Source organism: Aquirufa originis (assembly GCF_042714495.1).
Classification (GTDB): domain Bacteria; phylum Bacteroidota; class Bacteroidia; order Cytophagales; family Spirosomataceae; genus Aquirufa; species Aquirufa originis.
This window is the reverse complement of the sequence record NZ_JBBKXY010000001.1, coordinates 372,663-397,491: the sequence shown is the minus strand read 5'-3', so window position 1 is coordinate 397,491 and position 24,829 is coordinate 372,663. Positions and strand designations below refer to the sequence as shown.

Genomic DNA, 24,829 nt, shown 5'->3' with positions numbered 1-24,829 from the left:
CTTATTTATATCCCCATCCGCGCATAATCGCGATGTTTTCTTTCATACAATCCAATGGCTGCAAACCTTGGTACGCTTCTTGTTCAATGATAAAGTGTTTTGTACCACCTTCCTTATCGCCTAATTTAACTAAGGCTTGTACATCAATTTGGCCAGAACCTTTCCCTAGAACAGTTGATTCGAATTTCTCATGTCCTGCCGACGAAGGCACCTCGTCCTTCACGTGCATCGACACGAAACGACCTGGGAATTTCTTCATCACTTCCGCTGGAATACCACCACCGTTGATCATATTACCTATATCTAACTGTTGCGCTACGAGCGTAGGATCCGTGTTATTCAACATGATGTCATATAATAATTCTCCCTCTAATTTCTCCGAGAACTCAAAATCGTGATTGTGGTAGCCGAATCGCATGCCGGATTTTTGGCATAATTCCCCTGACTTATTAAAGATGTCCATGTACTTCAACAATAAGTTTTTATCCTTGCGAATCCCCATGTCGATGGACGGACTAATCACTAATTCTTGACCCATAACCGCGGCATCTTCTACGGTATATTTCCAAAGATCAGTAAAGTCATTCTTCGCATCATCCCAGTGCAGTTTACCCATCACCGTATGACCTGAAGGCATTTTCATCCCTAAATCATCCAGACGCTTTTTGAATTCCTTCGCCTCCCAACCGTAAAATTTACGACCAATGTAGTTTGCATGCTCCACATATTTATAGCCCATTTCTGCCAAAGCATTCAAGGTAGCTTGTGGATCTTTGCGCATATCATCGCGCACGGAGTACAATTGTACCCCTACTAATTTCTTGTATTTAACCGCTGCTAAAGCTTGCAATGTAGGGGAAGCAAAGGCTAAAGCCCCCAGTCCCATCGCAGAATTGCGCAAAAAGGAACGTCTAGATTGATTCATATTTGATAGGTTTATTTAGAACTTCAAGCTACAAATTCTATTTCTATTTTACAAAATTCACGTAACTTCGAAAGATGATGCAGCCTCTCGCAGAACGAATGCGCCCCACTACCCTGGATGAATACATCGGCCAAGAAAAGGTCGTGGGTCCGAATGCGCCTTTGCGAAAAGCGATTGAGGCGGGGCATTTGCCGTCCTGCATCCTTTGGGGACCTCCTGGCGTAGGGAAAACGACGCTTGCGACTTTATTATCTGGCGCCTTGAAACGGACTATTTATTCGCTTTCTGCGGTACAATCTGGCGTAAAGGAAGTTCGGGAGACCTTGGAACTAGCGAAGAAGAACCGGATGTTCGAGGCGCAATCGCCCATACTATTCATCGATGAGATTCACCGTTTTTCCAAATCCCAGCAGGATTCCCTCTTGAATGCGGTGGAGAAAGGGATTGTTACCTTAGTAGGCGCGACCACAGAAAATCCCTCTTTTGAGGTTATATCGGCCTTATTATCGCGTTGCCAAGTCTATGTGTTGGAATCGCTTTCGAATAAGCACCTACATACGATGCTTGACAAAGCGATCGCCACCGATTCGCTTTTCAAGGATAAAAAAATTACCCTAACGGAGACTGATGCCTTATTCCATTTTTCGGGTGGTGACGGTCGTAAATTATTGAATCTTTTCGAGCTATTAATTACTACCGAGGGTGGAAACGAGCTAGAAGTAACGAATGCCTTAGTCACTGAACGATTGCAAAAGAACCTAGCGCAATACGACAAAGATGGCGAGCAACATTACGATATCATTTCTGCGTTTATCAAATCCATCAGGGGATCTGATCCAGATGCGGCGGTCTATTGGTTAGCGCGGATGTTAGCGGGAGGAGAATCCTTGGAATTTATTGGAAGACGTTTGTTGATTCTTGCCTCAGAAGATATCGGATTAGCTAATCCCAATGCGCTTTTATTAGCCCAATCTTGCTTTGATTCCATTCGAGTGATCGGTAATCCGGAGTCGAGAATCATTTTATCTCAGACGGTTATCTATCTAGCCACTTCGCCCAAAAGTAACTCCGCCTACAACGCCATCAACAAAGCCATGGCCTATGTAGAACAAACGGGGGATTTGCCCGTGCCATTGCATTTACGCAATGCGCCTACGCGGATGATGAAAGATTTGAATTATGGAGCTGATTATAAATACCCACACGATTTTCCGGGCAATTGGGTGGAGCAGAATTACTTTCCAGAGGTTCCTTCGAGACCGGTATTTTACAAACCGTCTGAACAGGACAAAATTAATCGTGGCACTCCATCAAAATAAGCGCCCCACTCTCGTACGAAATTTTTACTATTCCATCTACACGAGCTTCATTGCTTGAACTCGTCTGAGTTCCAAGGCGCAACACAGGGTGGTTTAAATCGTAGACTAAACCGGATGATTTTACTTGAAATGCTTCACCATAAGGCATGAGTGACAACGGAGTTCCTGCTGGATACCACTTTTCAAACGTAGGAGGTAATAAATAAGACGTTGAATAATCGTCAAAGAACAAAATCTTCAATTTTCGGCCATAGCGCACTAGCGAATGAAAATTATTCAGCGTGTGATCCATGCGCTTTCCAGACGCCCAAACGACATTGACAGCCGGATAACCCTCCTCCAGTAAATATTCAAAGGCCTTTTCTAAATCGGTCAAATTTTGGTCCGGCGTATGTACCTTTTTTAAGGGATAATCACTGTAATCAGCTGCCTGCACATGATCGAAGTCGCCTAACCAGACGTCTACTTTGATGCCTAGCGAAATGACTCTCTCCAACGCCCCATCCAGAACCACCACAGTCGGTGACCATTCCAATAATTGTTCCACCAAATCCAAGGAACAAGCCTCCCCATTCGCGATAATCAGCGCGGGTTCTTGTTTGTCTCGAATGATGTGGTGAGAAGACATATTAGGCTTTGAAATCGGACTTACCGCCGGATTTTGAGATCAGTTTAGTTTCTTTAATGACGATACCTTTGGAAACCGACTTACACATATCGTATACTGTCAGGGCTGCCACAGAGGCACCTACCAGGGCTTCCATTTCCACTCCTGTTTTGGCCTCCAAACGACAAATGCAGGTAATCACGATCTGATCCGCTAACACTTCCGTCTCAAACTTGCAGGAGTCTAATCCTAAGGGATGGCATAAAGGAATCAAATCAGACGTCTTTTTCGCAGCCATCGTACCGGCAATCACTGCGGTTTGAAGAATGCTACCTTTCTTGTTTTGCCAACCGGCTGCCTCGAAATGCTGCACAATTTCCGCCCCTAAATACACAATGGATTGGGCTTTCGCCTCACGAACCGTTTCGTTTTTCGAACTCACATCCACCATTCCTGGGGTGCCGTCCGATTGCAGGTGAGAAAAGTCAATAGACATAGCTGATTTGAAATTTAGAAGACAAAAATACGGGAGAATTAGCAAAAAATAGCGAAATTTAACAATTACGTAAAACAACAAACATGATCAGCCCATTAGAAGCCATTGAACTCCTTAAAAACATTACCATTCCTTTTCGTACCGAAAAACTGCCTTTAGCGAAAACTTTAGGGATGAATATTGCCGAAAAAATCGTGGCAGATCGTGACTTCCCTCCTTTTGACCGGGCTATGATGGACGGAATTGCTGTCAAAGATATCTCAGCTCCTACGTGGAAAATCGAGGGTATGTTATTTGCAGGAGAACCGGTGAAAGCGATCAAAAAGATGGATGGTTCTTTGGAAATCATGACGGGCGCTACAGCACCGCGTGGTACGGAAGCCATCATTAAAATCGAGGACTTAAAAATTGAGAAAAAAATAGCTACTTACATCGGTAAAACACCTTTAGAAAAAGGCCAATTTATTCACCTTCAAGGGGCTGATGCACCAGCTGGTTCCGTTTTAGTGAAGAAAAGAACGAAGATTGGGCCAGTGGAAATTGCGATCGCAGCGACCGTGGGTAAAGCCCATATTGAAGTAGAATCGAAGCCTCACGTACACATATTCTCCACAGGAGACGAGATCGTAGGTTTGCACGAGACACCGAAAGATCACCAGATTCGCAGTTCGAACGTAATGATGTTGAAGTCGGTTTTATTGTCCAAAGGTTTCAAGGCTAACTCAAGTCACCTACCTGATTCTGCGGAGAAAATCAAAGCCAATATCGATAAGGTGTTGGAATCAAATGACATTATTTTATTATCAGGCGGCGTTTCAGCAGGCAAGAAGGATTTAATTCCGAGCGTATTAGCGGAAGCTGGATTCGAAACGGTATTTCACAAAATCAGCCAAAAACCAGGCAAGCCAATGCTTGTCGCTACTCGCTCCGATGGAAAAGTCGTTTTTGCTTTCCCTGGCAATCCGATTTCTACGCTGACTTGCTTCTGGGTCTATTTCCTTCCTTGGGTATCTGGGGATTGGGCTGAATACAACGTAAAAGAAATCAAATTCTTACCTAAACCGTCTGCGGAGCTAGACCAATGGATCCCGGTAGAGAATGGAGAAGTGTTAGCGCATAATGGTTCAGGCGATTTGATTAGTTGGTCTCGTGCGGATGGATTAGTTTGGCAAAAAGCAGGCGATAAAGCGAAGAAATTGCCCTATATTCCACTCAAATAAGCCCGTATGGAACTGAAACTACATACTTTCGATTTGCCTTTAAAGCACACGTTCACGATTACGCATGAATCGCGTGACGTGCAACCTACGCTGATTGTGGAGTTGAGCTGGCATGGAAAAAGTGGTTTTGGGGAAGCGACGGAGACGCCCTATTATGGGGTGACGATGGCGAAAATGAAAGCGCAAATCGAGTCAATTCTCGATTTGTTGCCACACGATATTTTACCGCATCCGAGTGATTTTTGGGCGATGATGTCCAAAACTCTATTAGACGAACACCCTTTCGCTCTTTGTGCGTTGGATGTGGCCTATTGGGATCTGTGGGGAAAGACGCACAACAAACCGCTGTATGAGATTTGGGACCTAGACATCTCGAATAATCCGATTACGGACTACACGATCGGGATCGATACGGTAGAGAAGATGGTGGCCAAAATGCAGGAGACTCCCTTTCCCCTGTATAAAATCAAATTAGGTACGGATGACGATTTAGAAATCGTGGAAGCCCTACGAAGAGAAACAGACGCCATTTTTCGCGTCGATGCCAATACCGCCTGGACACCAGAACAAACGATATATTTTGCCCCTGAATTAGAAAAACTGGGAGTAGAATTCATCGAACAACCTTTGAAAGCTGATAATTGGGAGGGGATGAAGCGCGTATTCAAGGAATCTACCTTGCCCATTATTGCAGATGAAAGCTGTATTTTGGAGTCTGATGTAGAGAAATGTGCAGGTTATTTCCATGGCATCAATATCAAATTAATGAAATGCGGTGGCTTAACGCCTGCCTTGCGTATGATCAAAAAAGCCAGAACCTTAGGTTTAAAAGTCATGGTGGGCTGCATGACGGAATCGACCATCGGATGCTCTGCCATCGCGCAACTACTTCCCTTGCTGGATTACGTTGATATGGATGGCTGTTTGTTAGTAGATGATCAAATTTCGACAGGTATTACCATCGATTTTGGCGTGGTTTCTTATGCTAATTTACCCGGAACTGGAGCTTCTTTGCTATGAGTTATTCGTTAATAGAAAATCACATCCCGGGCCGAAAAATCACCTTTGAAGGAACTGAATACTTGTGGTTAGGAGGCACTAATTACCTAAATATAGGATCACATCCGACCTTTCAAAAAGCCTTAGCAGAAGGAATTGAACACTATTCCCAAAACTTCGGCAGCTCGCGTCGCAACAATTTACAATTCACGATTTGGGAGGATTTCGAACGCGCCCTAGCCGCTTATTTTCAAGTAGAGGCGGCTGCACTATGTTCTTCTGGCTTAGCTGCCGCCCAAATCGCAGTACAATACGTCCAACAAAAAGGCTTAACCCTAAACCTAGCACCTCAGGCACACCCTGCCTTGTGGCGCCACCCACATACACCCTTCGCTGGAAGCTATAAAGATTGGATATCCAGTCATCAAAAAGGCCAAATCTTAGCTTCTGATGGCATCGGATCTCCTTGGATAAACACCTTCGATTTCTCTTTCGCCACGACGATGGACCCGAGTAATTATTTGATCGTAGACGAGTCACATCGCGCGGGAATTCAGGATATTCACATTCCGTGTACTCGCCATCTTTTGCAAACCGTTTCGCTCTCCAAAGCTTTCGGATTACCCGCTGGTGTCATTTTAGGTTCGGCGGCAGACATAGAGGAGATCAAGAAAGATTCGTTCTGGGTGGGTTCATCACCCCCTAATCCTGCCTTTTGTTATGCTGGATTGCAATCGATGGAGGCTTATCAGGAGCAAAGTCTGAAAAGCAAGGCTTTAGCTGATCGATTCGCGAATAACCTTAAGGGATTTGATGCCCCAGTGACCTATGAACCGGGTTATCCCGCATTCTGTTCCAAAGCTCCAGCCTTATTCGAACACCTCAAAACCGCTGGAGTTTTAGTGAATCATTTTGCCTACCCAGACATCACGGCACCTCCTGTCTGTCGTGCCATTTTACCAGCCTGTCTCACTTTAGCAGATATTGACACCATCACAGATGCCATCAAAAGCTATGCGTAAAATCCTTATTATTCTATTAATAACCGAGTTGATCAGCATGAGTACATTCGCTCAAAAACCCGCCAACATCCTGGAGCAATTATTGCTATCTAACCCAGATAAATTCAAGAAATTGACGGACAACCCGGAAAAATACCGCCTCCAAATCCTTTACACGCAAATTGATCGCGATGCAAAGAACAAACCGACGCTGACCACCTATTCTTATCGCTCAGATTCGAATGAATATTTCTATCCTGCTAGCACCGTGAAATTAGCGGCGAGTGTTTTGGCCTTAGAAAAACTGAACGCATTAAAAATTGATAAATCTACCACCTTTCAAACCCTAAAAAACCGACCATCACAACTCGAAATTAAGACGGATACCACGGCAAAATCAGGTTTACCAAGTGTGGAACACTACATTAAAAAGATTTTATTAGTCTCCGATAATGAGGCTTATAATCGCCTGTACGAATTTTTAGGCCAGCGGCCATTCAACGAAACGATGCGCTCGAAAGGGTTTAACGGGGTTAGACTTACCCATCGTTTACAAACTCCTCTCCCTCGCTTAGAGAATCAATACACAAACCCAATAAACTTGTTGGACGCATCTGGCAAAGTCATCTACCAGCAAGCAGAAGCCTGTAACGACAAACCCTATAGCGCGGCAGCTCCTATTTTGATAGGAAAAGGAACCATGAATGAGGCGGGTATGGTGGAAGACAAACCCTTGGATTTTAGCCTAAAAAATGCCTATCCATTGCAGGCACAACATGATTTCCTTAAAAGACTCCTGCTTCCAGAGGCATTCCCAGCAAAAGATCAATTCAATCTCAAAAAAGAAGATTATGCCTTTCTTTACCGTTATATGTCGATGTATCCGACGGAATCGAAAGATCCAATTTACAAAGATGAGTTCGCGACTTATTGCAAATTCTTGTATTATGGATCAGAAAAAAATGCCTCTTTGAATCCTTCAATCCGCATTTTCAACAAGGTGGGCGATGCCTATGGATTCCTATTAGATAATGCCTATGTAGTAGATTTCGACAAAAAAGTCGAATTTATGGTAACCGCGGTTTTGCTTTGTAATGAAGACGAGATCTTCAATGATGAGAAATACGATTACGATACGATCGGATTTCCCTTCTACAAAAACCTAGGTCAAATTATCTACGATTACGAGGTAAAGCGCCCCAAAAAACACTTACCTAATCCAGATTACCTTCGTTTCAACTACGCTAATTAAGCTTTACGCTTAGCATACCAAAGTACTCCAATCCCAAAAAGGACAGCTGGAATGGACAAGATTTGGCCCATATTCAAGGTCAAACCATTCTCAAATGAACTCTGATTTTCCTTCAAGAATTCATAAAAGAAGCGAAGTGTGAAAACGAAAATCATAAAAATACCGGTCAATAAACCCGCTGGTGTCTTTCCTTTTTTCTGATTCCACAAATACAGAAGTATAAAAAACAAAAATAGACATGATAATGCCTCATACAATTGAGAGGGATGGCGAGGTACAACAAAGGCAGCTAAGCCACTCGGATTGAACTCATAATCCCGTAAAAACTTGAATCCCCAAGGCAAATCAGTCGGTTTCCCAATGATCTCTGAATTCATCAAATTCCCGAAACGGATAAAAAAACCAGCTAACGCCGCCGCAATAACAATCCGATCGGTCACATACAAATACGATTGCTCCTTATTTTTTCTAGTGTATAAATAGAAGGCAGTAAAAAGACCAATGGCAGCTCCGTGGGAAGCTAAACCAGAAAAAGGTGGCGTAATCATTTGAATAAAAAACCGAACAGGATCTGCTAAAAGCAAGGGAAATTCATAGAAGAAATAATGTCCCATTCTAGCTCCTGCTACCGTTCCTACCATCGTGTATAATAATAGTTGATCGGCTTGTTCGACAGGTCTACCCTCCTTTTTGAACATATAACTTACGACCTGAAATCCAGCCAAAAAGGCTAAAGCAAAACATAATCCGTACCAACGGATAGGGAATCCTAAAAGGGTGATAATAGTCGGATCAGCGTTCCACTCAATAAATAATAAGCTCATAGTATTCTAGTCTTTCGACCAAAATTAAACATTATTTCTTTGAGTTCTTTACAAAAACTTGGATAGTCTTTTTAATAAATTTCGCGGGATATAAGCGATGAGGAAAGCCTAAAGACATGGCTTGGAAACTACAAAAAACGAGTAATAAAAGAAGTAATTGACGTTTTTTCATTATTGCTTGCTGAATCTTTTACAAAGATATAAAACAAAAGGTACTTTGCAATACAAGGTACTATAAATTATCAATTAACTAATAATTGCTCTTATAGATGCCTTCGAAAATCAAAAGGTTGCATATCCCAGCCTTTTTTATGTTCTTAGAGTATGCAAAACATTGAACCTTCCTTCCAATGGGAATCGATTTATGTCGCGGCGCGCGATAAAAAATCCCCCTTCTTTGGCAGACATTATTCTGAAACGACTTACGAAAATGATATTTATGGCTACTATATCCATCCACTTTGGGATGATATAGGCTCAGAAACACTATTTTGTAAGATTCTTTACACGGATTACACGGCAAAATATACGATCATTGAATTGTTTGGGGAATGGAATGATACCCTCCATAATGATGTGATGCATTTGAAGCGTACGGTGGTCGATCATTTTGTTGATTCAGGTATTAAGCACTTCATTTTAGTGGGGGAAAATGTGTTGAATTTTCACGGCTCTTTTGAAGATGATTATTATGCAGAATGGTTTGAGGATGTGGAAGATGGCTGGATTGCGGCGATGCATTTTGCGCCTTTTGTGGAGGAAGAATGGGCCAAATATAAGATTGATTACTACCTGAATTTTGGCGGAAACCTCCAAATTCCGAACTGGAGAACGCTAAAACCGGAGATGATCTTTTTTATGATTGACAAACTATTGAAAAGACGATTAAATCCGTAAATTCGTACAAACCTATTATACCTTATGAAAAAATTATTCCTTTTGACCTTGCTGTGTGCAGGTCTATTCTCTTTTGCCGTTAACGCGAAAAAAGCAGACCCCCGTTATTTCGAAATGCGCATCTATTATTGTCATCCAGGCAGATTAGACGCATTAATTCAACGTTTTACGAATCATACGACTAAAATTTTCGAGAAACACGGCATGACAAATGTGGGCTATTGGATTCCTACTAATAACACAGAAAATGCTCTTTATTACATTTTAGCTTACCCTTCTAAGGCGGATCGCGATTCATCTTGGAAGCATTTCAGCAGTGATCCTGAGTGGAAAACAGTTTCAAAGAAATCAGAAGAAACCGGTAAAATTGTTGCAAAAGTGACTAGCATATTTATGAATGCGACAGATTTTAGTCCTAAAATCAAGCCTTCAGGCGGTCCAGTGGATCAAGTATTTGAATTACGTACGTATTCACAATTGCCAGGCAGAAATCCGGCGATTTTAGCGCGATTCAAAGATCACACGATGAAAATTTTTAAATCGCACGACATTAAAAACATCGCGTACTTTACGACTATCGAAAAGGATCCAGCTATTCAAAGTAAATTAGTTTATCTAGTGGCACATCCATCAGAAGAGGCTGCGAAAGCGAATTGGGGGGCATTTGTTAACGATCCAAAATGGAAGCAAGTGTCTGCTGATTCTGAAAAAGATGGCAAAATTATCGAGAAAATCGAGTCGATCTTTATGACCCCTACTACCTTCTCTACTATTCGTTAAGAAAATGAAAATCGTTAAAAAAGCACCGCTCCTATTCCTAGGTGGGATTATTAGCCTTGTTAGCTTAGGTATCCCTAAAATGGTTCAGCCGAAAAAAAATACTGCTGATTCCGTTCAAACAAAGGTATCTACGCTACAAGTACCAGAAGGACTAGAGGTAAAACCTTTTGCGGCAGAACCGATGCTGATCAATCCGACGAATATTGATGTAGATTCGAAAGGTCGGGTTTGGTTGTTAGAGGCTTATAACTATCGACCTGGAATCAATGGAAATCCGATAAATCCACAAGGAGATCGCATCGTGATTTTAGAGGATACGAATGGGGATGGACAGGCAGATAGTCGGAAAGTATTTTACCAATCGCCTGAGCTTAACGCGCCTTTAGGGATCGCGGTCTTGGATTCGATGGTCATCGTGTCACAGAGTCCTTACATTTGGAAAATGTTCGATGATAACCGAGATGGCAAGGCGGACCGCAAAGAAGTATTGTTCTCCGGTATTGGGGGTGATCAGCACGATCACGGGGCACACGCGTTTACGTTTGGGCCGGATGGAAAATTGTATTTTAACATCGGAAATGAAGGAAAGCAATTGTTGGATGCCAAAGGTAATCCTGTCTTGGATCAAGATGGAGACCCCATTGGACCCAAGAAATACCGCCAAGGAATGGTTTTCCGTTGCAATTTAGATGGAAGCCAAGTCGAGGTTTTAGGGCATAATTTTAGAAATAATTACGAAGTGGCGGTGGATTCCTATGGGGCACTTTGGCAATCAGATAATGATGACGATGGGAACAAAGGGGTGCGGATTAATGCCGTTTTCGAGCACGGAAACTACGGTTATGTAGATGAAATGACGGGTGAAGGCTGGTCTGTAAACCGGACGAACATCGAAAAAGAGATTCCTTTACGTCACTGGCATTTAAATGACCCGGGCGTGGTACCTAATTTATTGCAAACAGGTGCTGGATCTCCTACGGGGATGATCATTTATGAGGGTAATTTATTGCCTTCCATCTTCCAAAATCAAATGATTCACACAGATGCGGGCCCTAATGTGGTTCGCTCGTATTCTACTACTCCCTGGGGAGCTGGTTATGAAGCTAGAATCAACAATCTGATTACTTCGCGCGACCAATGGTTCAGACCAGCGGATGTGGCGGCAGCACCAGATGGCTCCCTTTTCATCGCAGACTGGTACGATCCAGGCGTGGGTGGTCATCAGGCGGGGGATCAGGCCAAAGGTCGTATCTACCGAATCGCCCCCAAAGGACACGCGTATAAAAAAACAAACTTTGATATAAGTACGCCCGAACTAGCATTTAAAGCGCTAGAGAATCCTAACTTAGAAATCCGCTTTCTAGCCTTTCAGGCTTTGAAAAAAATGGGGACTAAGGCTGAATCCGTATTGGAAAATGAATTCAACACGAATGAAAATCCGCGATTTAGAGCGCGTGCATTTTGGGTATTGAATCAAGGATCACGTTCGAATGAATTCATTCTAAAAGCGTTCGATCAAGCAAACCCTAACCTGAAGGCGATGGCTATTCGGGCAGCAAAGCAGAAACCTTTCACGGAATGGTCTACTCTAGCGGCTAAAGCGGCAAAAGATCAACACGCCTCTGTTAGACGTGAATTAGCCATCGCCTTGCGCCACCTTTCTGGAGAGGAAGTGAATAAATTATGGGCGAGTCTAGCGATGCGCCATAATGGTACTGACCGTTGGTATCTTGAAGCTTTAGGAATTGGAGCGGACGGAAACTGGGACGAGCGTTTTGCAGCTTATGCAGCCTTAAAGCCCGAGAATTCGAAGGGATATGCGGATGTCGTTTGGCGAGCAAGAACAGAGAAAGCGCTTCCTGCTTTAATCGAATTGATTGGAAACACGAAGTCCCTAGCCTATTTCCGTGCCTTGGATTTCATGCCAGGTGAACAAAAATCTGAGGCTCTATTTGGGCTTATCAAAGGTAAGTTTGCTACCGATGTCACCGCACAATTAGAGGCCGTTCGCCATATCAAACCCGCCTACATTGCTTCACATCCTGAAGTAAAGTCGATGCTTTCTTCTTTGCTGAAGCAAATCAATGGCAAACCTTATCTAGAATTAGTCGATTACTACCAATTAACAGAAGAAAGCCCACGGGTTTTAGGGATGATTTTAGCTGGGACGGAATCTTCTAAAGCGGGGCAAGTAGTGTATAATTTGCCTGGAGGTGCTGCATTAATCCGGTCAAAATTCTTCACGGGTAAAGAAGCGGAACAACTAGCATTAATTGAGATGTTGCGCTGGCAAGGGAAAACAGAATCTGCGCAATTATTGTATGAGGCCACAGCCAATCCTAAATTGAGTAAAGCAGTCCAAATGCAGGCCGCACGCGTGATTGGAAATGCCTATCCAACAGAAGAATTTGTCTTAGACTTATTAGAGAAAAAGAAATTCACGAACGCATATATTCCTTTGGTGGTAGAAAGTCTTCAAAAGGCATGGAGAAAGTCCATTCGAATGAAAGCAAATAGTTATTTAGACAAACATCAAACTGAGACCAAAAAAGCGCATCCAGCGATGGCTGAATTAATCAACATGTCAGGTGATGCGGTGAAAGGAAAAGTCGTTTTCACGAATTCATGTACGATGTGCCACCTGGTTAATAATGAAGGAATTGATTTTGGACCTAAACTTAGTGAAATAGGTACGAAATTATCAAAAGAAGGTATGTATATGTCCATTTTACATCCGAATGCGGGGATTGGATTTGGGTATGAAACCTTTGAGGTAAAGACTAAATCTGGAGATACGTATCAAGGGATCATAGTTTCTAAGAACGAAACAGATATTGTATTGCGCATTCCAGGTGGAATCGTTAAAAGTTTTAAAACATCTGCTCTAAAATCCTACAAACAATTACCGGAGTCCTTGATGCCGGAAGGTTTGGCAGATGGAATGAGCACGCCTGAATTAGTTGATCTAATCGAATATTTATCCACTTTAAAGAAGAAATAAGATGAATCGCCGAGATTTTGCCTCGATCTTAGGAGCTAGTTTGCTGATCCCCTCCTTTTCAAAAGGATCTACATTGGTTCGAGAAAAACCCTTTGAATTGAATTATGCGCCGCATTTTGGGATGTTTAAAAACCATGCTGGGCCTTCTGAACTAGATCAACTTCAGTTTATGTACGACCAAGGGTTCACGGCTTTAGAGGACAACGAACTAATGGAGAGGCCGGTGGCTTTACAAGAAAAAATCGGGGAGAAATTAGCCAAGCTCAACATGAAAATGGGCGTTTTCGTGATCAAATTCGAAGGCTTCTTTGATAAGCAAACCATGACGACAGGCAAAAAGGAATGGACCGATTTATTCCTGGCTTCTTGCAGAAAAGCGGTAGAAACTTCGAAACGAGTGAATGCGAAATGGGCAACGGTAGTTCCAGGAAATTTCACTCGTGATCTTCCGATGGGAATTCAAACAGGACACGTGATCGACAACCTGAAACGCGCGGTTGAAATCCTAGAACCTGCTGGATTAACGATGGTCTTAGAGCCTTTAAGCGATAATTCAGACTTATTTTTACGCTATTCAGACCAAACCTATAGCATTTGTCGTGCGGTGGCCTCCCCTTCTTGCAAAATCCTATTCGATATGTACCATATGCAGCGAAATGAAGGTAATCTGATTGCCAACATGGACAAATGCTGGGATGAAATTGCCTATTTACAAATAGGGGATAATCCTGGACGTAAAGAACCTACGACGGGTGAGGTGAATTACCAAACTATTTTCAGACATATAAAACAAAAAGGATATTCGGGCGTTTTGGGGATGGAACACGGAAATTCAAAGCCTGGAAAGGACGGAGAACTCGCTTTGATCGATGCCTATCGTAAATCCGACGTCTAAAATTTGCATTTCTGAATTTTAATTTAGACATTCGCTTAATTATCTAATTAAGATGGACGCAAAATTCAAAGCAATCAACGATCCTACCCGGAGAGAGATCTTGCAATTCTTAGTCAATGGCCCTCAGAACGCCGGACAAATTGCCAGTCAGTTTGATATGAGTAAACCGAGTATTTCGCATCATTTGGATCTATTAAAACAGGCCAAACTGATTCAAGCGGATAAAAAGGGGCAATTCATCGAATACAAACTAGACAAAACTGGATTTGAAGTTATTCATGCCTGGTTTAAAACGTTCTCTACCTACTTTGAATTCCCTAAGCCTAAAATTAGAATCGAAATATAATCTGTTTTACTATGTCTCTTCACCTGCCCAGCACATTCCAATTTATACAGTCACATCTACCCACTAACACCAAAGGACTTGGAATCACCACTCTTTCGAAGCGTAATTTCTTCCAATCCATCGGTGATTTTTTTGCGGAGAAATCAGGCAAACAACGTGTTTCCTATGTGGCTGTAGGAGATGATTTTATCACGCAATTGCATTTCCAAGGAGAAGATTTAATTGCGGAGAAAACGATCCAATTAGCTCAATTAGATCATTTTTATGTATCAGAAGGCCAAACACCGGACGGAATCATCCACCACTTGTCATGTGATGCAACCGTTATTATATCAGCGAAGAAATCAGAAGATCACCACATCAAAATTCTCCCTTGCTTATTAGGTGAAAACGCGAGTAATGTGCAAGCAATTCAAAGTATTCAATGGGCACAAGAATCGAAGAAGGCTTTGACTGAGATATTGAAAGGGTGGCCAGCACAAATTGCGAAACAAAAAGAGGAAGCTAAAGCTTAATTATTCAGAGACTTTTTCATCTACTTTTAAGTCAAACAACTCTTTCGAGGTGATAGCCACTAGGCTGACGAGCACCATCGTCACGCCCGCTCCTATCAAAACGGAAGGAACGGCCCCAAAAACCTTAGCGGCCACGCCTGATTCAAAGGCCCCCATTTCATTCGAAGTGCTGACGAAAACGCCATTTACGGAGGATACGCGCCCCCTCATTTCATCGGGAGTATAGAAACGTAATACTGTTTGACGAATCACTACAGAGATTGAATCGAAGGCGCCAGTAAAGAAAAGCGCTGTCACCGAAAGCCAAAAATTCGTCGATAAGCCAAATACAAAAGTGGCTAGGCCAAAACCAGCAATCGCTAAAATCAGATTCCTCCAGGCGTGTTTTAGTGGAGGAAAATAGACCAACGTAACCATCGTCACTACAGCACCCACCGAAGGAGCGGCACGTAAAATCCCCAAACCCTCCGCTCCTACTTTCAAAATGTCCTCTGCAAAAATGGGTAATATGGCAATTACGCCTCCAAATAGCACCGAAAACAAGTCCAAGGAAATCGAATAGAGAATGATTTTCGTTTTGAATACATAGGCGATTCCCTCGCGTAAACTATGCCAAATCGATTCATGATGAACCGTTTTCACAGGAACTGGCCGATTATCTATTTGGAAAATACAGAACATCACGCCCAGCAATAAAGCAATCACCGTGATCAAGGATCCTGATAATCCGGCGTAAGCATATAAAAAACCTGCCACACCTGGCCCTAAAATGGACCCTAATTGCCAGAAAGAACTATTCCAGGTGGCGGCGTTGGCAAAAACCTCTTTAGGCACCAGGAATGGGTTTAAGGATGAGGCGGCAGGGCTGAAAAAACCTTTGGAAAGACCAATGATGAAAATAACTGCATAGATGGAATAGATATGGAAATCTTGATCAGCAGATTGTAATTGCGTACTCGAATATAAGAGGAAGACTGAGGCTGCAATAATCAAGGAAAGCGTCACCTGCATAATCGTTTTCTTATCCCGATTATCCGCAAAATGACCGCCAAAAAGCACCAAGGAGATAAAAGGCACCGCTTCCGCCAATCCAATCAATCCTAAAGCCAGTGGATTATGCGTAATCTTATAAATCTCGTAGGCCAAAACTACTTCCTGAATCAACAAGGCAATCGTAAAAAGCGTATTCCCCGTCACATAAGCCCGAAATTCTGGAAATTGTAAGGCTTTGTACGCGTCTTTATGTTGAAAAAATCCCATGCAGCAGATAAATAAGTGGACTCCAAAACGCTAAATCACCCAGCAAACGCTTTTCATCTGAAAGAGACAAGCGAGATAATAGGAACGTTAAACCAAATGTAACCAAAAAAGGCAAGACGAGGAAGATTTCCTGAGTCGCAGCATAAATCCCGCTCAATAGACCCACCAGAATCCATTCCGTTTTCCGTAATCTTCGCGCATAGAAATCACTCGATGAGTCGATTAAGTTAAAAAAACAGAGGTTATGATAGGCTAAGGCGACAAGTGGTAAAACGAGAAGAACAGCTCTAGGTTCGCGAACCCACACCACTAATCCTACTCCTAAAGCATATAAAAGAGCGGTAAACAACTCCTTTTCAAGGCGCAACCAGCCTTTATGCCAAGCAAATCCATAAAACATAACGAGAAGCAGCAATACAAATCCAGCCAGCAAAACATCAAGCCGTTGAAAAGGCAAAAGACAGGCAATGGCAACACCCAAAAGGCCAATGATCAACCTATAGAACTTGCGGTGCCTTACATGCATTTGATGACGTTCATCCTGGGCGGGATGAAAAATATTGTCCACTTGGCGATCCAACAAATACAAGAACCAAACGACCAAGGCTAAAATAACACCTTCTTGAACCAGCGGAAAAGTGTGAAAATATACTCGATACAGGAAGCATTGGTATAAAATCGCACCAATCACCACTTCTAAAGATAGATTCTTAATAAACAGCATCTTTCGATTGAATAACTTGAATCTCCATTCCAACCTTAATTTTTCCTGTAGAAATAGGAACAAATTGCTGACCAAAATATACTTTATGATTTAGCGTCCGGAACGAAGCTAAAGTCTTCAACATCTTTTTATCTGATTCGCCTGTCAATGGATCCACGTTTACGAGGGGACAACGGGCACAGGGTTTGGCACCTGAAAGAGAGACCTCTCCTATTTTTAATTCAGCCCAGGTATCTTCCACAAAGGGCTCTGGAGATGACACAATGATATTCGGCCTAAAACGTAGCTGATCTATAGGTTCTCCTACATGCTCTTGCAAAGAAGTATAAGAACCTGCACTGACTAAAAGTACCGGCAAAGAATCCGCAAAAGAGGTGTTTTTCGCAATTTCCGTCTGGTATTTCGCCTTCATCACCCGTGGCTTTTCCGACGAAATCCGAACAAGCTTTACTTCTTCAGACAATGCAGTTGAAAACCAATCAGACCAACCCTCCAATACCTCACGAGCTGGCAACTGATCCTCCCAAATTTCGACAGGAATCCAAGAACCTAAGACAGGCTCCCAAGTCAATTCCTTCTCTAATCCGGAGGCTGAGTCTTTGACTATAAAGCCCTGAGCAGACTCACTTAAAACAAATCGCGTCAATTCAGGTCGAGTCCGTTGGGTGATAAATTTTCCACCAGCATCCACTAACATAAAACGACGATCGCCACGCAATCCTTCCTTCTCCATCACGGATTCGCTTAATGAAACAGCGCCTAAAGACTTAATGGGATAGATATAGAGATGCGTGACCATAAAACAAATGTAAACTTTTCTGTGCAAAAAGCCTTATGGGTGCTTATAGGCTTTGGGCTTCCTATTGTGACTTGATTTTGTTAAGTTTGTTTTATTGATTGTCTGTAACCTATACCTATGAAACCATTTCGCCTAGCCTTATTCGTTCTTTTGTCCCCTATTGCGGTACAAGCTCAACAAATGTTGACGTTGGAAGACGCGATTCAACAAGGGATAACGAAGCAGTATTCCATCCAAATTTCAAGACAAAAAGAGCGTATTGCAGCAAATGAAAACAGCCTAGGCAATGCTGGTTTTTTTCCGACTATTACAGGAACGGCTACTAAAAATTATACTATTTCCGGGATTGATCAATCGTTTTTTGGTGGAGTAAGAGCTCCTCTCGTGCAGTCTGGGGTTAATTCCAATTCTGGAAATGCGGGTGTGGCCATGGCTTGGACCTTGTACGATGGACAAGGGATGTTTATCCTACGTGACCGCTATAAAGAATTACAAAACTTAGGGGCGAAACAAACAGAATCGTCGATTGAGAACTTGATTGCCTTGATCTCCTCTACCTATTACGATATCATTCGCCAAAACTTACGCGTAAATAACTTTAAAAAAGGGCTAGAAATCTCCAACGACCGCCTCAAATTAGCAAAGGACCGTTATGAAGTAGGTCAAGGATCAAAAGTGGATTATTATTCCGCGCAGGTGGATTTCAATGAGGACAAAGCCCTTTTGATCGCGCAGGAACAATCTTATACGAACACGAAAATCGGATTTAACACACTTTTAGTGAAAGACTACAAAACGGATTTTCAAATTGTTAATACCATCGATTTGCTTCCGAAACTAAAATTGAGCGAACTAAAAATGAGCGCTTTATCGCAAAATCCCACCTTGATCGGGGCGATTTTAAGTAAGAAAATCAGTGACTTAGACACGAAAAATATTCAGAGTCAACAGAAGCCGCAAATCGACTTACTTGCGGGTTATGCATTGAGTAATGTGGCGAATGGCGCGGGTTTTGGGGTGGAGAAAGGAAGTAGTGATGTGTTCAATTACGGTTTAAGAGCAACCATCAATATCTTCGATGGCTACAACCAGAAACGCAAGATTCAGAATGCAAAAATCAATGCTGAGATTGCTGCGTTGCAAATTGAAGATTTGAAGAATGCCTTATTGTCTACTTTAGAGAAGACCTACGTGACCTATGAGAATTCAATGAATCTAATTCAATTAGAGACAGAAAATTACACCATTGCGAAGCAAAACATTGACATCGCCTTTGATCGGTTCAAAGTGGGTATCGCCACCTCTTATGAATTACGTGAGGTACAACGCAATGCGGTGGCTGCGGAGACGCGTTTAATTGAGGCAAAATACGCAGCAAAAGCAGCCGAAATTGAATTAATTCGTTTGAGCGGAAACCTGTTGTAATTCTTCGTTGAGTTGCTGTTGGTACAATTCGAAGTAAAGCGTTTTGTGCGCCATCAAGTCATCATGGCTACCACTTTCGACGATTTGGCCATCTGCTAAGACAAAGATGCGATTCGCTAAGCGCGCAGAGGAAACGCGGTGAGAAATAATCAACGACGACTTTCCTACCGTCACCTGCTTTAAATTTTCCAAAATCGTATGTTCCGTATGGGTATCTACTGCAGATAAACAGTCGTCTAGAATGAGCATCTTCGGGTTTTTAGCCAAAGCACGTGCAATCGACACCCGCTGTTTTTGACCACCTGAAAGCGTGATTCCCCTCTCTCCCAGAATCGTCTCGAATTGATCCGGGAACTCCATAATATTCGTATAGACATCCGCTTGCTTTGCCGCCACTTCGATCGCCTCTTGCGTCAAGGCATCATTACCGAAGCGAATATTTTCTGAAATACTCGTCGAAAATAAGAATACATCCTGCGGTACAAATCCCACAAAAGAACGCACCCAGGCCATATCCCAATCTTTCAAAGAGATGCCATCCAATAAAATCTCTCCAGAGCTCGGATCATAAAAACGCGCCATCAACAAGGCGACGGTCGATTTACCGGAACCCGTTTGGCCTAAAAGTGCCACCGACTCCCCTGCCGAAATCATCAAATTCACGTTGTTTAATACCAAGCGATCAGAACCTGGATAGGCAAAACTTACGCCTTTGAATTCCCAATTCCCAATTATTTCTTGGCGAATTTGCTTGCCAGTGGTCAATTCGGATTTGGCCTCTAAAAACTCATTAATCCGCTTCTGCGAAGCTGCAGCCCGTTGAATCTGCGAACTGGTCCAGCCCAAAGCAGTCACTGGCCACGTTAACATAAAGACATACATGATGAATTCTGTGATATTACCCACCGTCATTCGACCGGCAATCACTTCCTGCGAACCAATATACACCACTAAAATTGTGGAAAAGCCCACCAATAACGCGATCAAAGGCGTAAAAAGGGAATCCACCTTGACTAAACCGAGCGATTTAGTTCGGTAGGCTGAGGACGCCTCCGTAAAAGCATCCAGCGATTTCTTCTCCCTGACAAAGGACTTCAACACCCGAATCCCCGAAAATGCTTCCTGCGCAAAGGTTGAAATCTGTGACAATGCAGCCTGAATCTCTTCTGACTTACGAATGATCACCGAATTCACATAATAGATACTAATTGACAAAATGGGAAGCGGCATTAAGACGTACCACATTAATTTCTGGTTTACTTGCCACATTGAATAGATCACGAGGATGAACACCGTAATTAAATTCAATCCGTACATGATGCTAGGACCCACATACATCCGTACTTTTCCCACATCCTCCGAAATGCGGGCCATCAAATCGCCCGTATTTTGTTGGCGATAGAAGGACAATGGCAAGGTTTGATAATGCGTATAAATTTCGTTTTTCAATTCAAACTCGATGTGACGGGACATCACGATGAGGGTCTGGCGAACTAAAAAGAGGAAAACACCTTTTAATATGGCCATTAAAATAATCAAGCCACCGTAGAAAAACAGGGTAAAACCGAAGATTTCGTAAAAGGCTTTTTGGAGGCTAAATCCTTTAAAAAGGAAATAAATGTTGATGGTTTCCGTCACTAAATCAAGTGCATAACGCACTAATTGAGCGGGAAAAACCCCAAAGAAATTCGAAAATAAGGTAAAGATAATCCCCAGGAAAAGCAGCCATTTGTACTTCCAAAAATACTGATTGATGTGACCTAATGCGCCCATATAAAGATTAATTGACTACAAAGATAGGACCTTTATCAATTAAAATTCTTAATTTTAGGATTCAAAACAAGACGCTCTTTTATTTCGGATGGTTAACAGGAGATTACTACGTGTCAAAGCATTTCAACAATTGTATGCTTTCTATACACAAGAACGTGCCCAGTATCAATTAGCTTTTGATGGTTTAGCGACCATTTTTCAGCCTGATTTATCTTTAATGGTGGCAAAAGAGGACCAAATGCCTCGTTTAGAGGGCCTGCGACAACTTGCCGAAATTCAATTAAAAGAGTATTTCCAAGAAATTACTTCCGAAGAAACGATTCCTCCAGAAGCGCAAGATGCGGCTCAATCTGTCTATAAATTGTATCAAGCCAACGTGAAGCAAATCGCGAAAAAGTTGAAGCAAGATATGGTAACAGAGGTCGAATCGATCAATAAGCAATACCTGAAAATCTTGTATTATTTGCAGCAATTGCCCTTAATCGCGCTTTGGGATGAGAATAGACGTTTGTTAGAGAACAACACGAAGACTTCTCTTTTGGCAAAAAACAAGGTCTTGTATATTCTTTCCAAATGGGGTGATTTACAACGTGCCTTCGATAAGAACCACATCGGCTGGTCTGAAGATGAAGAAAATTTAATCAAGAAATTATTTATCGAAAACATCTTGACGGATGAAACCTTCTTAACTTACCTTCCTACTGCGGGTAAAAAGTTTGAAGATGATTTGGCCTTCGTCGTATATGTATTGAAAAATTTCCTTTTAAAACACGAGTCCATGACGGAGTATTTTGAGGAAAAAGATTTAAATTGGTCTTTGAATAAGGACGTGGTGAAGAGTATGGCGAACAAGACCTTTAAGATAGAGGCTTTGGAAGACCTAAGTTTACAACCACTCGCCATCCAATGGGAAGACGATAAATTATTCTTTGAGGAATTATTCGATTACAGTGTTTCGGAAGACAAGCAATTAAGTGCTTGGATCGGGGACCAAACGAAAAACTGGGAGTCAGATCGCCTAGCGGTGGCCGATTTTATCATTCTTAAAATGGCATTAGCTGAGATGGTAAAATTCTCCAGCATTCCAGTAAAAGTGAGTATTAACGAGTATATCGAACTAGCGAAAAACTATTCGACCCCTAAGTCTGGCCAGTTTATTAACGGTATTTTAGACGTAGTTTCGAATCGCCTAGTTCACGAAAAAGTGATTACTAAATCAGGTCGAGGATTAATCGACATAGCTAACAAATAACATGAGCAAATCATCTAGATCTTTTTGGGCTTTTGTAGTAGGCGCTGCTGCAGGAGCTGTTGTAGGTATCTTATACGCTCCAGATAAAGGAGAAAATACCCGCAGTAAATTATATTTCCAATTGAACAAATACCGTGATCAATTAAAGCAATTGATTAACGATATCGTGGATGGAAAAGAGGTTATCGAGACTTCTGCGAAATCAGAAGGCAAAAAAGTGGTTCAAGACGCGAAAATCAAAGCAGAGAAATTGCTAGAGGACGTAGAAAAAATGATGACTCAGATTAAGGCCAAATAAGATGCGTTCTATTCTCCTTTTTTTCTGTCTATTCGGGACCTTGTCCTGCACAAACCAGCAAAAGGAGGCAAACAATGCCACAGAGAATGCCATCCCAGCAGCCTTAAAACCGAGTGCAGAAAAACACCCCATCCTGAAAGTGGATAATTCCTATGTTTCTTTAGGACGTTTAGTAGAAGGAGATAGTGTTTTTCATACCTTTAACTTTAAGAATACGGGGAATTTGCCCTTGAAAATTATCTCAGTAAATGCCTCATGTGGTTGTACCACGCCTAAATGGAGCACAGAGGTGATTCAACCCGGTAAAAAGGGATTCATTCGCGTTAAGTTTGATTCGAAAGGAAAAGAAGGCAAATTGCAAAAAACCATTACCGCCTACTGTAATACGCTTCCCGCGGAAAACAGAATGGCATTTAAAGTAGAAGTATTACCTAAAAAATAAACACATGTTATTATTACAAGCACAGAGTCCAGCGTACATGCAAATCATCCTTTTCGGAGGTATTTTCGTTGTATTTTATTTCTTCATGATTCGTCCACAACAAACGAAGGCGAAAGAAGCGAAGAAATTTATTGAAGAATTGAAGACAGGTGACAAAGTGGTGACCATCGGTGGTGCTCACGGAACGGTTGTCACGATTCGCGAAAAGACGATCGTAGTCGAAGTAGATTCAAGCAAAGGTGTTCGTATGGTTTTCGAGAAAACGGCGATCTCTAAAGATGCTTCATCTCGCTTAGAAGAGTAATTGTGAATACAGGCCTGAAACCTTTCATCGGAATTACAGGCGGAATAGGATCCGGCAAATCAACCATTTGCCGGATTTTTTCGTGTCTAGGAATTCCGGTTTTCGAAGCAGACAAAGTGGCGCGCGAAATTTGCGAGAAGGATGCAGCGGTAAAGGAAGCCATTATCGCCGAATTTGGCCCTAAATCCTATCTTACAGATGGATCTTATAACCGGGCTTGGATTAAAGGCTTGTTACAAAAATACCCAGGTGATGTCGCACACCTCAATGCCATCATACATCCCGCCGTTCGTTCACAAGCTTCAGAATGGATTTTAAATGCCCCAGAAGCCCCATTTTGTTTATACGAATCCGCCCTCATCACACCGCGCACGAAGCCTGATCACATCACCCAGATGATCACCGTGGATTGTCCCTTACCGGAGCGCATTCAGAATGTCCAAAAAAGAAGTCGTATGAGTTATATGGAAACCATGCAAATAATCGATTTACAACCGCAACCTAAAAACTACCTTTGGGGAGCTGATTTTGTGATTCAAAACGGGAAGAACGACCGCGTATTTCCTCAAGTAATGAACATATTGAAAGCCTTTACTTGTTTTGTGCTTTTGTTAGCGGGCCCAGCGGCTTCAGCGCAATTTACTGCCTCCCCTGGGCAGCTAAAGGCCATGACTTTCAATGTGCGATTAGACACCGAATCGGATGGCGCAAACCAGTGGAAATACCGCGCGAAACATTGCGGAGAATTGATACGCTACCACCAAGCAGATATTATCGGATTACAGGAAGCATTCTTACATCAAATCACGGATTTAGAGAAGGAATTACCTGGTTTTGGGTGGTTTGGGAAAGGTCGTGATGATGGGAAAGCCGAGGGAGAATTTTCAGCGTTAATGTACCGGAAATCGAAATTCAAATTGCTTCAAGAGAAAACATTTTGGTTATCAGACTCTTGTGACAAGGTAGGTTTTGGCTGGGATGCGGCCTGCCGCCGCGTGGTCACTTGGGGCCAATTCCAGGAGATCAAAACAGGTAAAAAATTCTTTGTATTCAACACCCATTTTGATCACTTAGGCAAAGTGGCTCGCAGAGAAAGTGCGAAGCTGGTATTGCGTAAAATTGCTGAAATCGCGGGTAAATCTCCGGTGATATTAACAGGTGATTTCAATGCCACACCAGATGACGAGCCCATACAAGTGTTAGTAGACACAAAAAATCCTGCGCACGTTATCGATGCAGAGAAGATTAGCCAAAATGGCCATTATGGACCATACAGCTCTTTTAATGGCTTCTCAAAAGAACAAGAGGGCAAGCATATTGACTATATTTTTGTCAAAAATGGGCCTTCAGTCTTACAGCATACGACCCATAGCGAAACATGGGACAATAAATATCCTACGGATCATTTCCCGGTGAGCGCGGTGATTAGAATCCCCTAAAGCATTTGGGAATTATCCCTTAAAAAGGTAAATTTG

General features: G+C 42.4%; 25 protein-coding genes. 17 read left to right on the top strand and 8 right to left on the bottom strand.

The annotated features are described in order from the left end of the window. Nucleotide 1: 1 nt before the first annotated feature. Entirely contained in the window at nt 2-925 is a 924-nt protein-coding gene (locus SKC35_RS01665; protein WP_377977763.1) for a sugar phosphate isomerase/epimerase family protein, read from the bottom strand. 74 nt (nt 926-999) lie between these two features. On the opposite strand from SKC35_RS01665, the gene SKC35_RS01660 reads away from it, so the two are divergent. Then, nucleotides 1,000-2,244 carry a replication-associated recombination protein A gene (locus SKC35_RS01660; RefSeq protein WP_377977762.1) on the top strand — a complete coding sequence of 415 codons (1,245 nt, stop codon included), beginning with the start codon at nt 1,000-1,002 and terminating at the stop codon, nt 2,242-2,244. Here the strand turns inward: SKC35_RS01660 and SKC35_RS01655 are convergent. Together SKC35_RS01655 and moaC are read right to left on the bottom strand one after the other, a co-directional pair. Next, a complete protein-coding gene (locus tag SKC35_RS01655) occupies nt 2,219-2,872 on the bottom strand; it encodes a thiamine diphosphokinase (protein WP_377977761.1) in 654 nt (217 codons plus the stop codon). The two genes, SKC35_RS01660 and SKC35_RS01655, sit on opposite strands and share 26 nt — an antisense overlap. Before the next feature lies 1 nt (nt 2,873). After that, nucleotides 2,874-3,347: a cyclic pyranopterin monophosphate synthase MoaC gene (gene moaC, locus SKC35_RS01650; RefSeq protein WP_130923563.1), complete on the bottom strand. Its 474-nt coding sequence runs from the start codon at nt 3,345-3,347 to the stop codon at nt 2,874-2,876. Nucleotides 3,348-3,430: 83 nt separating this feature from the next. Between moaC and SKC35_RS01645 the strand changes: the two genes are divergently transcribed. The 4 genes from SKC35_RS01645 to SKC35_RS01630 are packed head-to-tail and all read left to right on the top strand — an operon-like array spanning nt 3,431 to nt 7,819. Then, nucleotides 3,431-4,567: a molybdopterin molybdotransferase MoeA gene (locus SKC35_RS01645; protein WP_377977760.1), complete on the top strand. Its 1,137-nt coding sequence runs from the start codon at nt 3,431-3,433 to the stop codon at nt 4,565-4,567. Between the two features lie 6 nt (nt 4,568-4,573). Further along, on the top strand, nt 4,574-5,587 hold the full coding sequence (locus tag SKC35_RS01640) for a dipeptide epimerase (RefSeq protein WP_377977759.1): 1,014 nt from the start codon (nt 4,574-4,576) through the stop codon (nt 5,585-5,587). Then, complete coding sequence (locus SKC35_RS01635) at nt 5,584-6,588, top strand: aminotransferase class I/II-fold pyridoxal phosphate-dependent enzyme (protein ID WP_377977758.1); 1,005 nt, start codon at nt 5,584-5,586, stop codon at nt 6,586-6,588. Before SKC35_RS01640 ends, SKC35_RS01635 begins: the two co-directional genes overlap by 4 nt. Further along, complete coding sequence (locus tag SKC35_RS01630; protein ID WP_377977757.1) at nt 6,581-7,819, top strand: serine hydrolase; 1,239 nt, start codon at nt 6,581-6,583, stop codon at nt 7,817-7,819. Before SKC35_RS01635 ends, SKC35_RS01630 begins: the two co-directional genes overlap by 8 nt. Here SKC35_RS01630 and lgt read toward each other — a convergent pair. Next, nucleotides 7,816-8,643: a prolipoprotein diacylglyceryl transferase gene (gene lgt / locus SKC35_RS01625; protein ID WP_377977756.1), complete on the bottom strand. Its 828-nt coding sequence runs from the start codon at nt 8,641-8,643 to the stop codon at nt 7,816-7,818. The genes SKC35_RS01630 and lgt overlap by 4 nt on opposite strands. A gap of 324 nt (nt 8,644-8,967) precedes the next feature. On the opposite strand from lgt, the gene SKC35_RS01620 reads away from it, so the two are divergent. The 6 genes from SKC35_RS01620 to SKC35_RS01595 are packed head-to-tail and all read left to right on the top strand — an operon-like array spanning nt 8,968 to nt 15,077. Beyond that, complete coding sequence (locus tag SKC35_RS01620) at nt 8,968-9,540, top strand: hypothetical protein (protein WP_377977755.1); 573 nt, start codon at nt 8,968-8,970, stop codon at nt 9,538-9,540. A 24-nt stretch (nt 9,541-9,564) separates the two neighbouring features. Further along, nucleotides 9,565-10,320, top strand: a complete 756-nt coding sequence (locus SKC35_RS01615) for an NIPSNAP family protein (RefSeq protein ID WP_377977754.1) — start codon at nt 9,565-9,567, stop codon at nt 10,318-10,320. Nucleotides 10,321-10,324: 4 nt separating this feature from the next. Next, on the top strand, nt 10,325-13,321 hold the full coding sequence (locus tag SKC35_RS01610; RefSeq protein ID WP_377977753.1) for a PVC-type heme-binding CxxCH protein: 2,997 nt from the start codon (nt 10,325-10,327) through the stop codon (nt 13,319-13,321). Nucleotide 13,322: 1 nt separating this feature from the next. Further along, nucleotides 13,323-14,216, top strand: a complete 894-nt coding sequence (locus SKC35_RS01605) for a hydroxypyruvate isomerase family protein (protein ID WP_377977752.1) — start codon at nt 13,323-13,325, stop codon at nt 14,214-14,216. A 52-nt stretch (nt 14,217-14,268) separates the two neighbouring features. Beyond that, a complete protein-coding gene (locus SKC35_RS01600) occupies nt 14,269-14,562 on the top strand; it encodes an autorepressor SdpR family transcription factor (protein ID WP_269006554.1) in 294 nt (97 codons plus the stop codon). Between the two features lie 11 nt (nt 14,563-14,573). Next, nucleotides 14,574-15,077: a hypothetical protein gene (locus tag SKC35_RS01595; RefSeq protein ID WP_377977751.1), complete on the top strand. Its 504-nt coding sequence runs from the start codon at nt 14,574-14,576 to the stop codon at nt 15,075-15,077. Here the strand turns inward: SKC35_RS01595 and SKC35_RS01590 are convergent, their stop codons facing one another. Genes SKC35_RS01590 through SKC35_RS01580 form a run of 3 tightly spaced genes read right to left on the bottom strand, consistent with a single transcriptional unit; the run spans nt 15,078 to nt 17,860 of the window. Further along, nucleotides 15,078-16,337 (bottom strand): MFS transporter, encoded by a 1,260-nt coding sequence (locus tag SKC35_RS01590; protein ID WP_377977750.1) that lies wholly within the window; start codon nt 16,335-16,337, stop codon nt 15,078-15,080. Continuing rightward, nucleotides 16,318-17,061: a hypothetical protein gene (locus SKC35_RS01585; protein ID WP_377977749.1), complete on the bottom strand. Its 744-nt coding sequence runs from the start codon at nt 17,059-17,061 to the stop codon at nt 16,318-16,320. The genes SKC35_RS01590 and SKC35_RS01585 overlap by 20 nt, the downstream gene beginning before the upstream one ends. Beyond that, nucleotides 17,048-17,860: an MOSC domain-containing protein gene (locus tag SKC35_RS01580; RefSeq protein ID WP_377977748.1), complete on the bottom strand. Its 813-nt coding sequence runs from the start codon at nt 17,858-17,860 to the stop codon at nt 17,048-17,050. Before SKC35_RS01580 ends, SKC35_RS01585 begins: the two co-directional genes overlap by 14 nt. Before the next feature lie 117 nt (nt 17,861-17,977). Between SKC35_RS01580 and SKC35_RS01575 the strand changes: the two genes are divergently transcribed. Next, entirely contained in the window at nt 17,978-19,285 is a 1,308-nt protein-coding gene (locus SKC35_RS01575) for a TolC family protein (RefSeq protein ID WP_377977747.1), read from the top strand. Here the strand turns inward: SKC35_RS01575 and SKC35_RS01570 are convergent. Continuing rightward, nucleotides 19,256-21,058 carry an ABC transporter ATP-binding protein gene (locus tag SKC35_RS01570; protein ID WP_377977746.1) on the bottom strand — a complete coding sequence of 601 codons (1,803 nt, stop codon included), beginning with the start codon at nt 21,056-21,058 and terminating at the stop codon, nt 19,256-19,258. The genes SKC35_RS01575 and SKC35_RS01570 overlap by 30 nt on opposite strands. A gap of 130 nt (nt 21,059-21,188) precedes the next feature. Between SKC35_RS01570 and nusB the strand changes: the two genes are divergently transcribed. Genes nusB through coaE form a run of 5 tightly spaced genes read left to right on the top strand, consistent with a single transcriptional unit; the run spans nt 21,189 to nt 24,793 of the window. Next, nucleotides 21,189-22,310, top strand: a complete 1,122-nt coding sequence (nusB, locus tag SKC35_RS01565) for a transcription antitermination factor NusB (protein WP_377977745.1) — start codon at nt 21,189-21,191, stop codon at nt 22,308-22,310. Nucleotide 22,311: 1 nt separating this feature from the next. Next, entirely contained in the window at nt 22,312-22,608 is a 297-nt protein-coding gene (locus SKC35_RS01560) for a YtxH domain-containing protein (RefSeq protein WP_130896156.1), read from the top strand. A 1-nt stretch (nt 22,609) separates the two neighbouring features. Continuing rightward, entirely contained in the window at nt 22,610-23,050 is a 441-nt protein-coding gene (locus SKC35_RS01555; RefSeq protein ID WP_377977744.1) for a DUF1573 domain-containing protein, read from the top strand. Between the two features lie 4 nt (nt 23,051-23,054). After that, nucleotides 23,055-23,354 (top strand): preprotein translocase subunit YajC, encoded by a 300-nt coding sequence (yajC, locus tag SKC35_RS01550; RefSeq protein ID WP_223130280.1) that lies wholly within the window; start codon nt 23,055-23,057, stop codon nt 23,352-23,354. 2 nt (nt 23,355-23,356) lie between these two features. After that, the gene (coaE, locus tag SKC35_RS01545; protein ID WP_377977743.1) at nt 23,357-24,793 is read left to right on the top strand and encodes a dephospho-CoA kinase; all 1,437 of its coding nucleotides are present in this window, start codon (nt 23,357-23,359) and stop codon (nt 24,791-24,793) included. The last annotated feature ends 36 nt before the right edge of the window (nt 24,794-24,829 follow it).

Excerpts from the sequence above, each read along its gene's own strand:
- SKC35_RS01655 (WP_377977761.1), bottom strand. The coding sequence starts at position 2,872 with ATGTCTTCTCACCACATCATTCGAGACAAACAAGAACCCGCGCTGATT.
- SKC35_RS01665 (WP_377977763.1), bottom strand. The coding sequence starts at position 925 with ATGAATCAATCTAGACGTTCCTTTTTGCGCAATTCTGCGATGGGACTG.
- SKC35_RS01630 (WP_377977757.1), top strand. The coding sequence starts at position 6,581 with ATGCGTAAAATCCTTATTATTCTATTAATAACCGAGTTGATCAGCATG.
- SKC35_RS01575 (WP_377977747.1), top strand. The coding sequence starts at position 17,978 with ATGAAACCATTTCGCCTAGCCTTATTCGTTCTTTTGTCCCCTATTGCG.
- SKC35_RS01590 (WP_377977750.1), bottom strand. The coding sequence starts at position 16,337 with ATGGGATTTTTTCAACATAAAGACGCGTACAAAGCCTTACAATTTCCA.
- SKC35_RS01585 (WP_377977749.1), bottom strand. The coding sequence starts at position 17,061 with ATGCTGTTTATTAAGAATCTATCTTTAGAAGTGGTGATTGGTGCGATT.
- SKC35_RS01610 (WP_377977753.1), top strand. The coding sequence starts at position 10,325 with ATGAAAATCGTTAAAAAAGCACCGCTCCTATTCCTAGGTGGGATTATT.
- moaC (WP_130923563.1), bottom strand. The coding sequence starts at position 3,347 with ATGTCTATTGACTTTTCTCACCTGCAATCGGACGGCACCCCAGGAATG.
- SKC35_RS01615 (WP_377977754.1), top strand. The coding sequence starts at position 9,565 with ATGAAAAAATTATTCCTTTTGACCTTGCTGTGTGCAGGTCTATTCTCT.
- SKC35_RS01660 (WP_377977762.1), top strand. The coding sequence starts at position 1,000 with ATGATGCAGCCTCTCGCAGAACGAATGCGCCCCACTACCCTGGATGAA.
- SKC35_RS01620 (WP_377977755.1), top strand. The coding sequence starts at position 8,968 with ATGCAAAACATTGAACCTTCCTTCCAATGGGAATCGATTTATGTCGCG.
- SKC35_RS01580 (WP_377977748.1), bottom strand. The coding sequence starts at position 17,860 with ATGGTCACGCATCTCTATATCTATCCCATTAAGTCTTTAGGCGCTGTT.
- SKC35_RS01570 (WP_377977746.1), bottom strand. The coding sequence starts at position 21,058 with ATGGGCGCATTAGGTCACATCAATCAGTATTTTTGGAAGTACAAATGG.
- SKC35_RS01555 (WP_377977744.1), top strand. The coding sequence starts at position 22,610 with ATGCGTTCTATTCTCCTTTTTTTCTGTCTATTCGGGACCTTGTCCTGC.
- SKC35_RS01635 (WP_377977758.1), top strand. The coding sequence starts at position 5,584 with ATGAGTTATTCGTTAATAGAAAATCACATCCCGGGCCGAAAAATCACC.
- SKC35_RS01605 (WP_377977752.1), top strand. The coding sequence starts at position 13,323 with ATGAATCGCCGAGATTTTGCCTCGATCTTAGGAGCTAGTTTGCTGATC.
- lgt (WP_377977756.1), bottom strand. The coding sequence starts at position 8,643 with ATGAGCTTATTATTTATTGAGTGGAACGCTGATCCGACTATTATCACC.
- SKC35_RS01645 (WP_377977760.1), top strand. The coding sequence starts at position 3,431 with ATGATCAGCCCATTAGAAGCCATTGAACTCCTTAAAAACATTACCATT.
- yajC (WP_223130280.1), top strand. The coding sequence starts at position 23,055 with ATGTTATTATTACAAGCACAGAGTCCAGCGTACATGCAAATCATCCTT.
- SKC35_RS01560 (WP_130896156.1), top strand. The coding sequence starts at position 22,312 with ATGAGCAAATCATCTAGATCTTTTTGGGCTTTTGTAGTAGGCGCTGCT.
- SKC35_RS01600 (WP_269006554.1), top strand. The coding sequence starts at position 14,269 with ATGGACGCAAAATTCAAAGCAATCAACGATCCTACCCGGAGAGAGATC.
- SKC35_RS01595 (WP_377977751.1), top strand. The coding sequence starts at position 14,574 with ATGTCTCTTCACCTGCCCAGCACATTCCAATTTATACAGTCACATCTA.
- SKC35_RS01640 (WP_377977759.1), top strand. The coding sequence starts at position 4,574 with ATGGAACTGAAACTACATACTTTCGATTTGCCTTTAAAGCACACGTTC.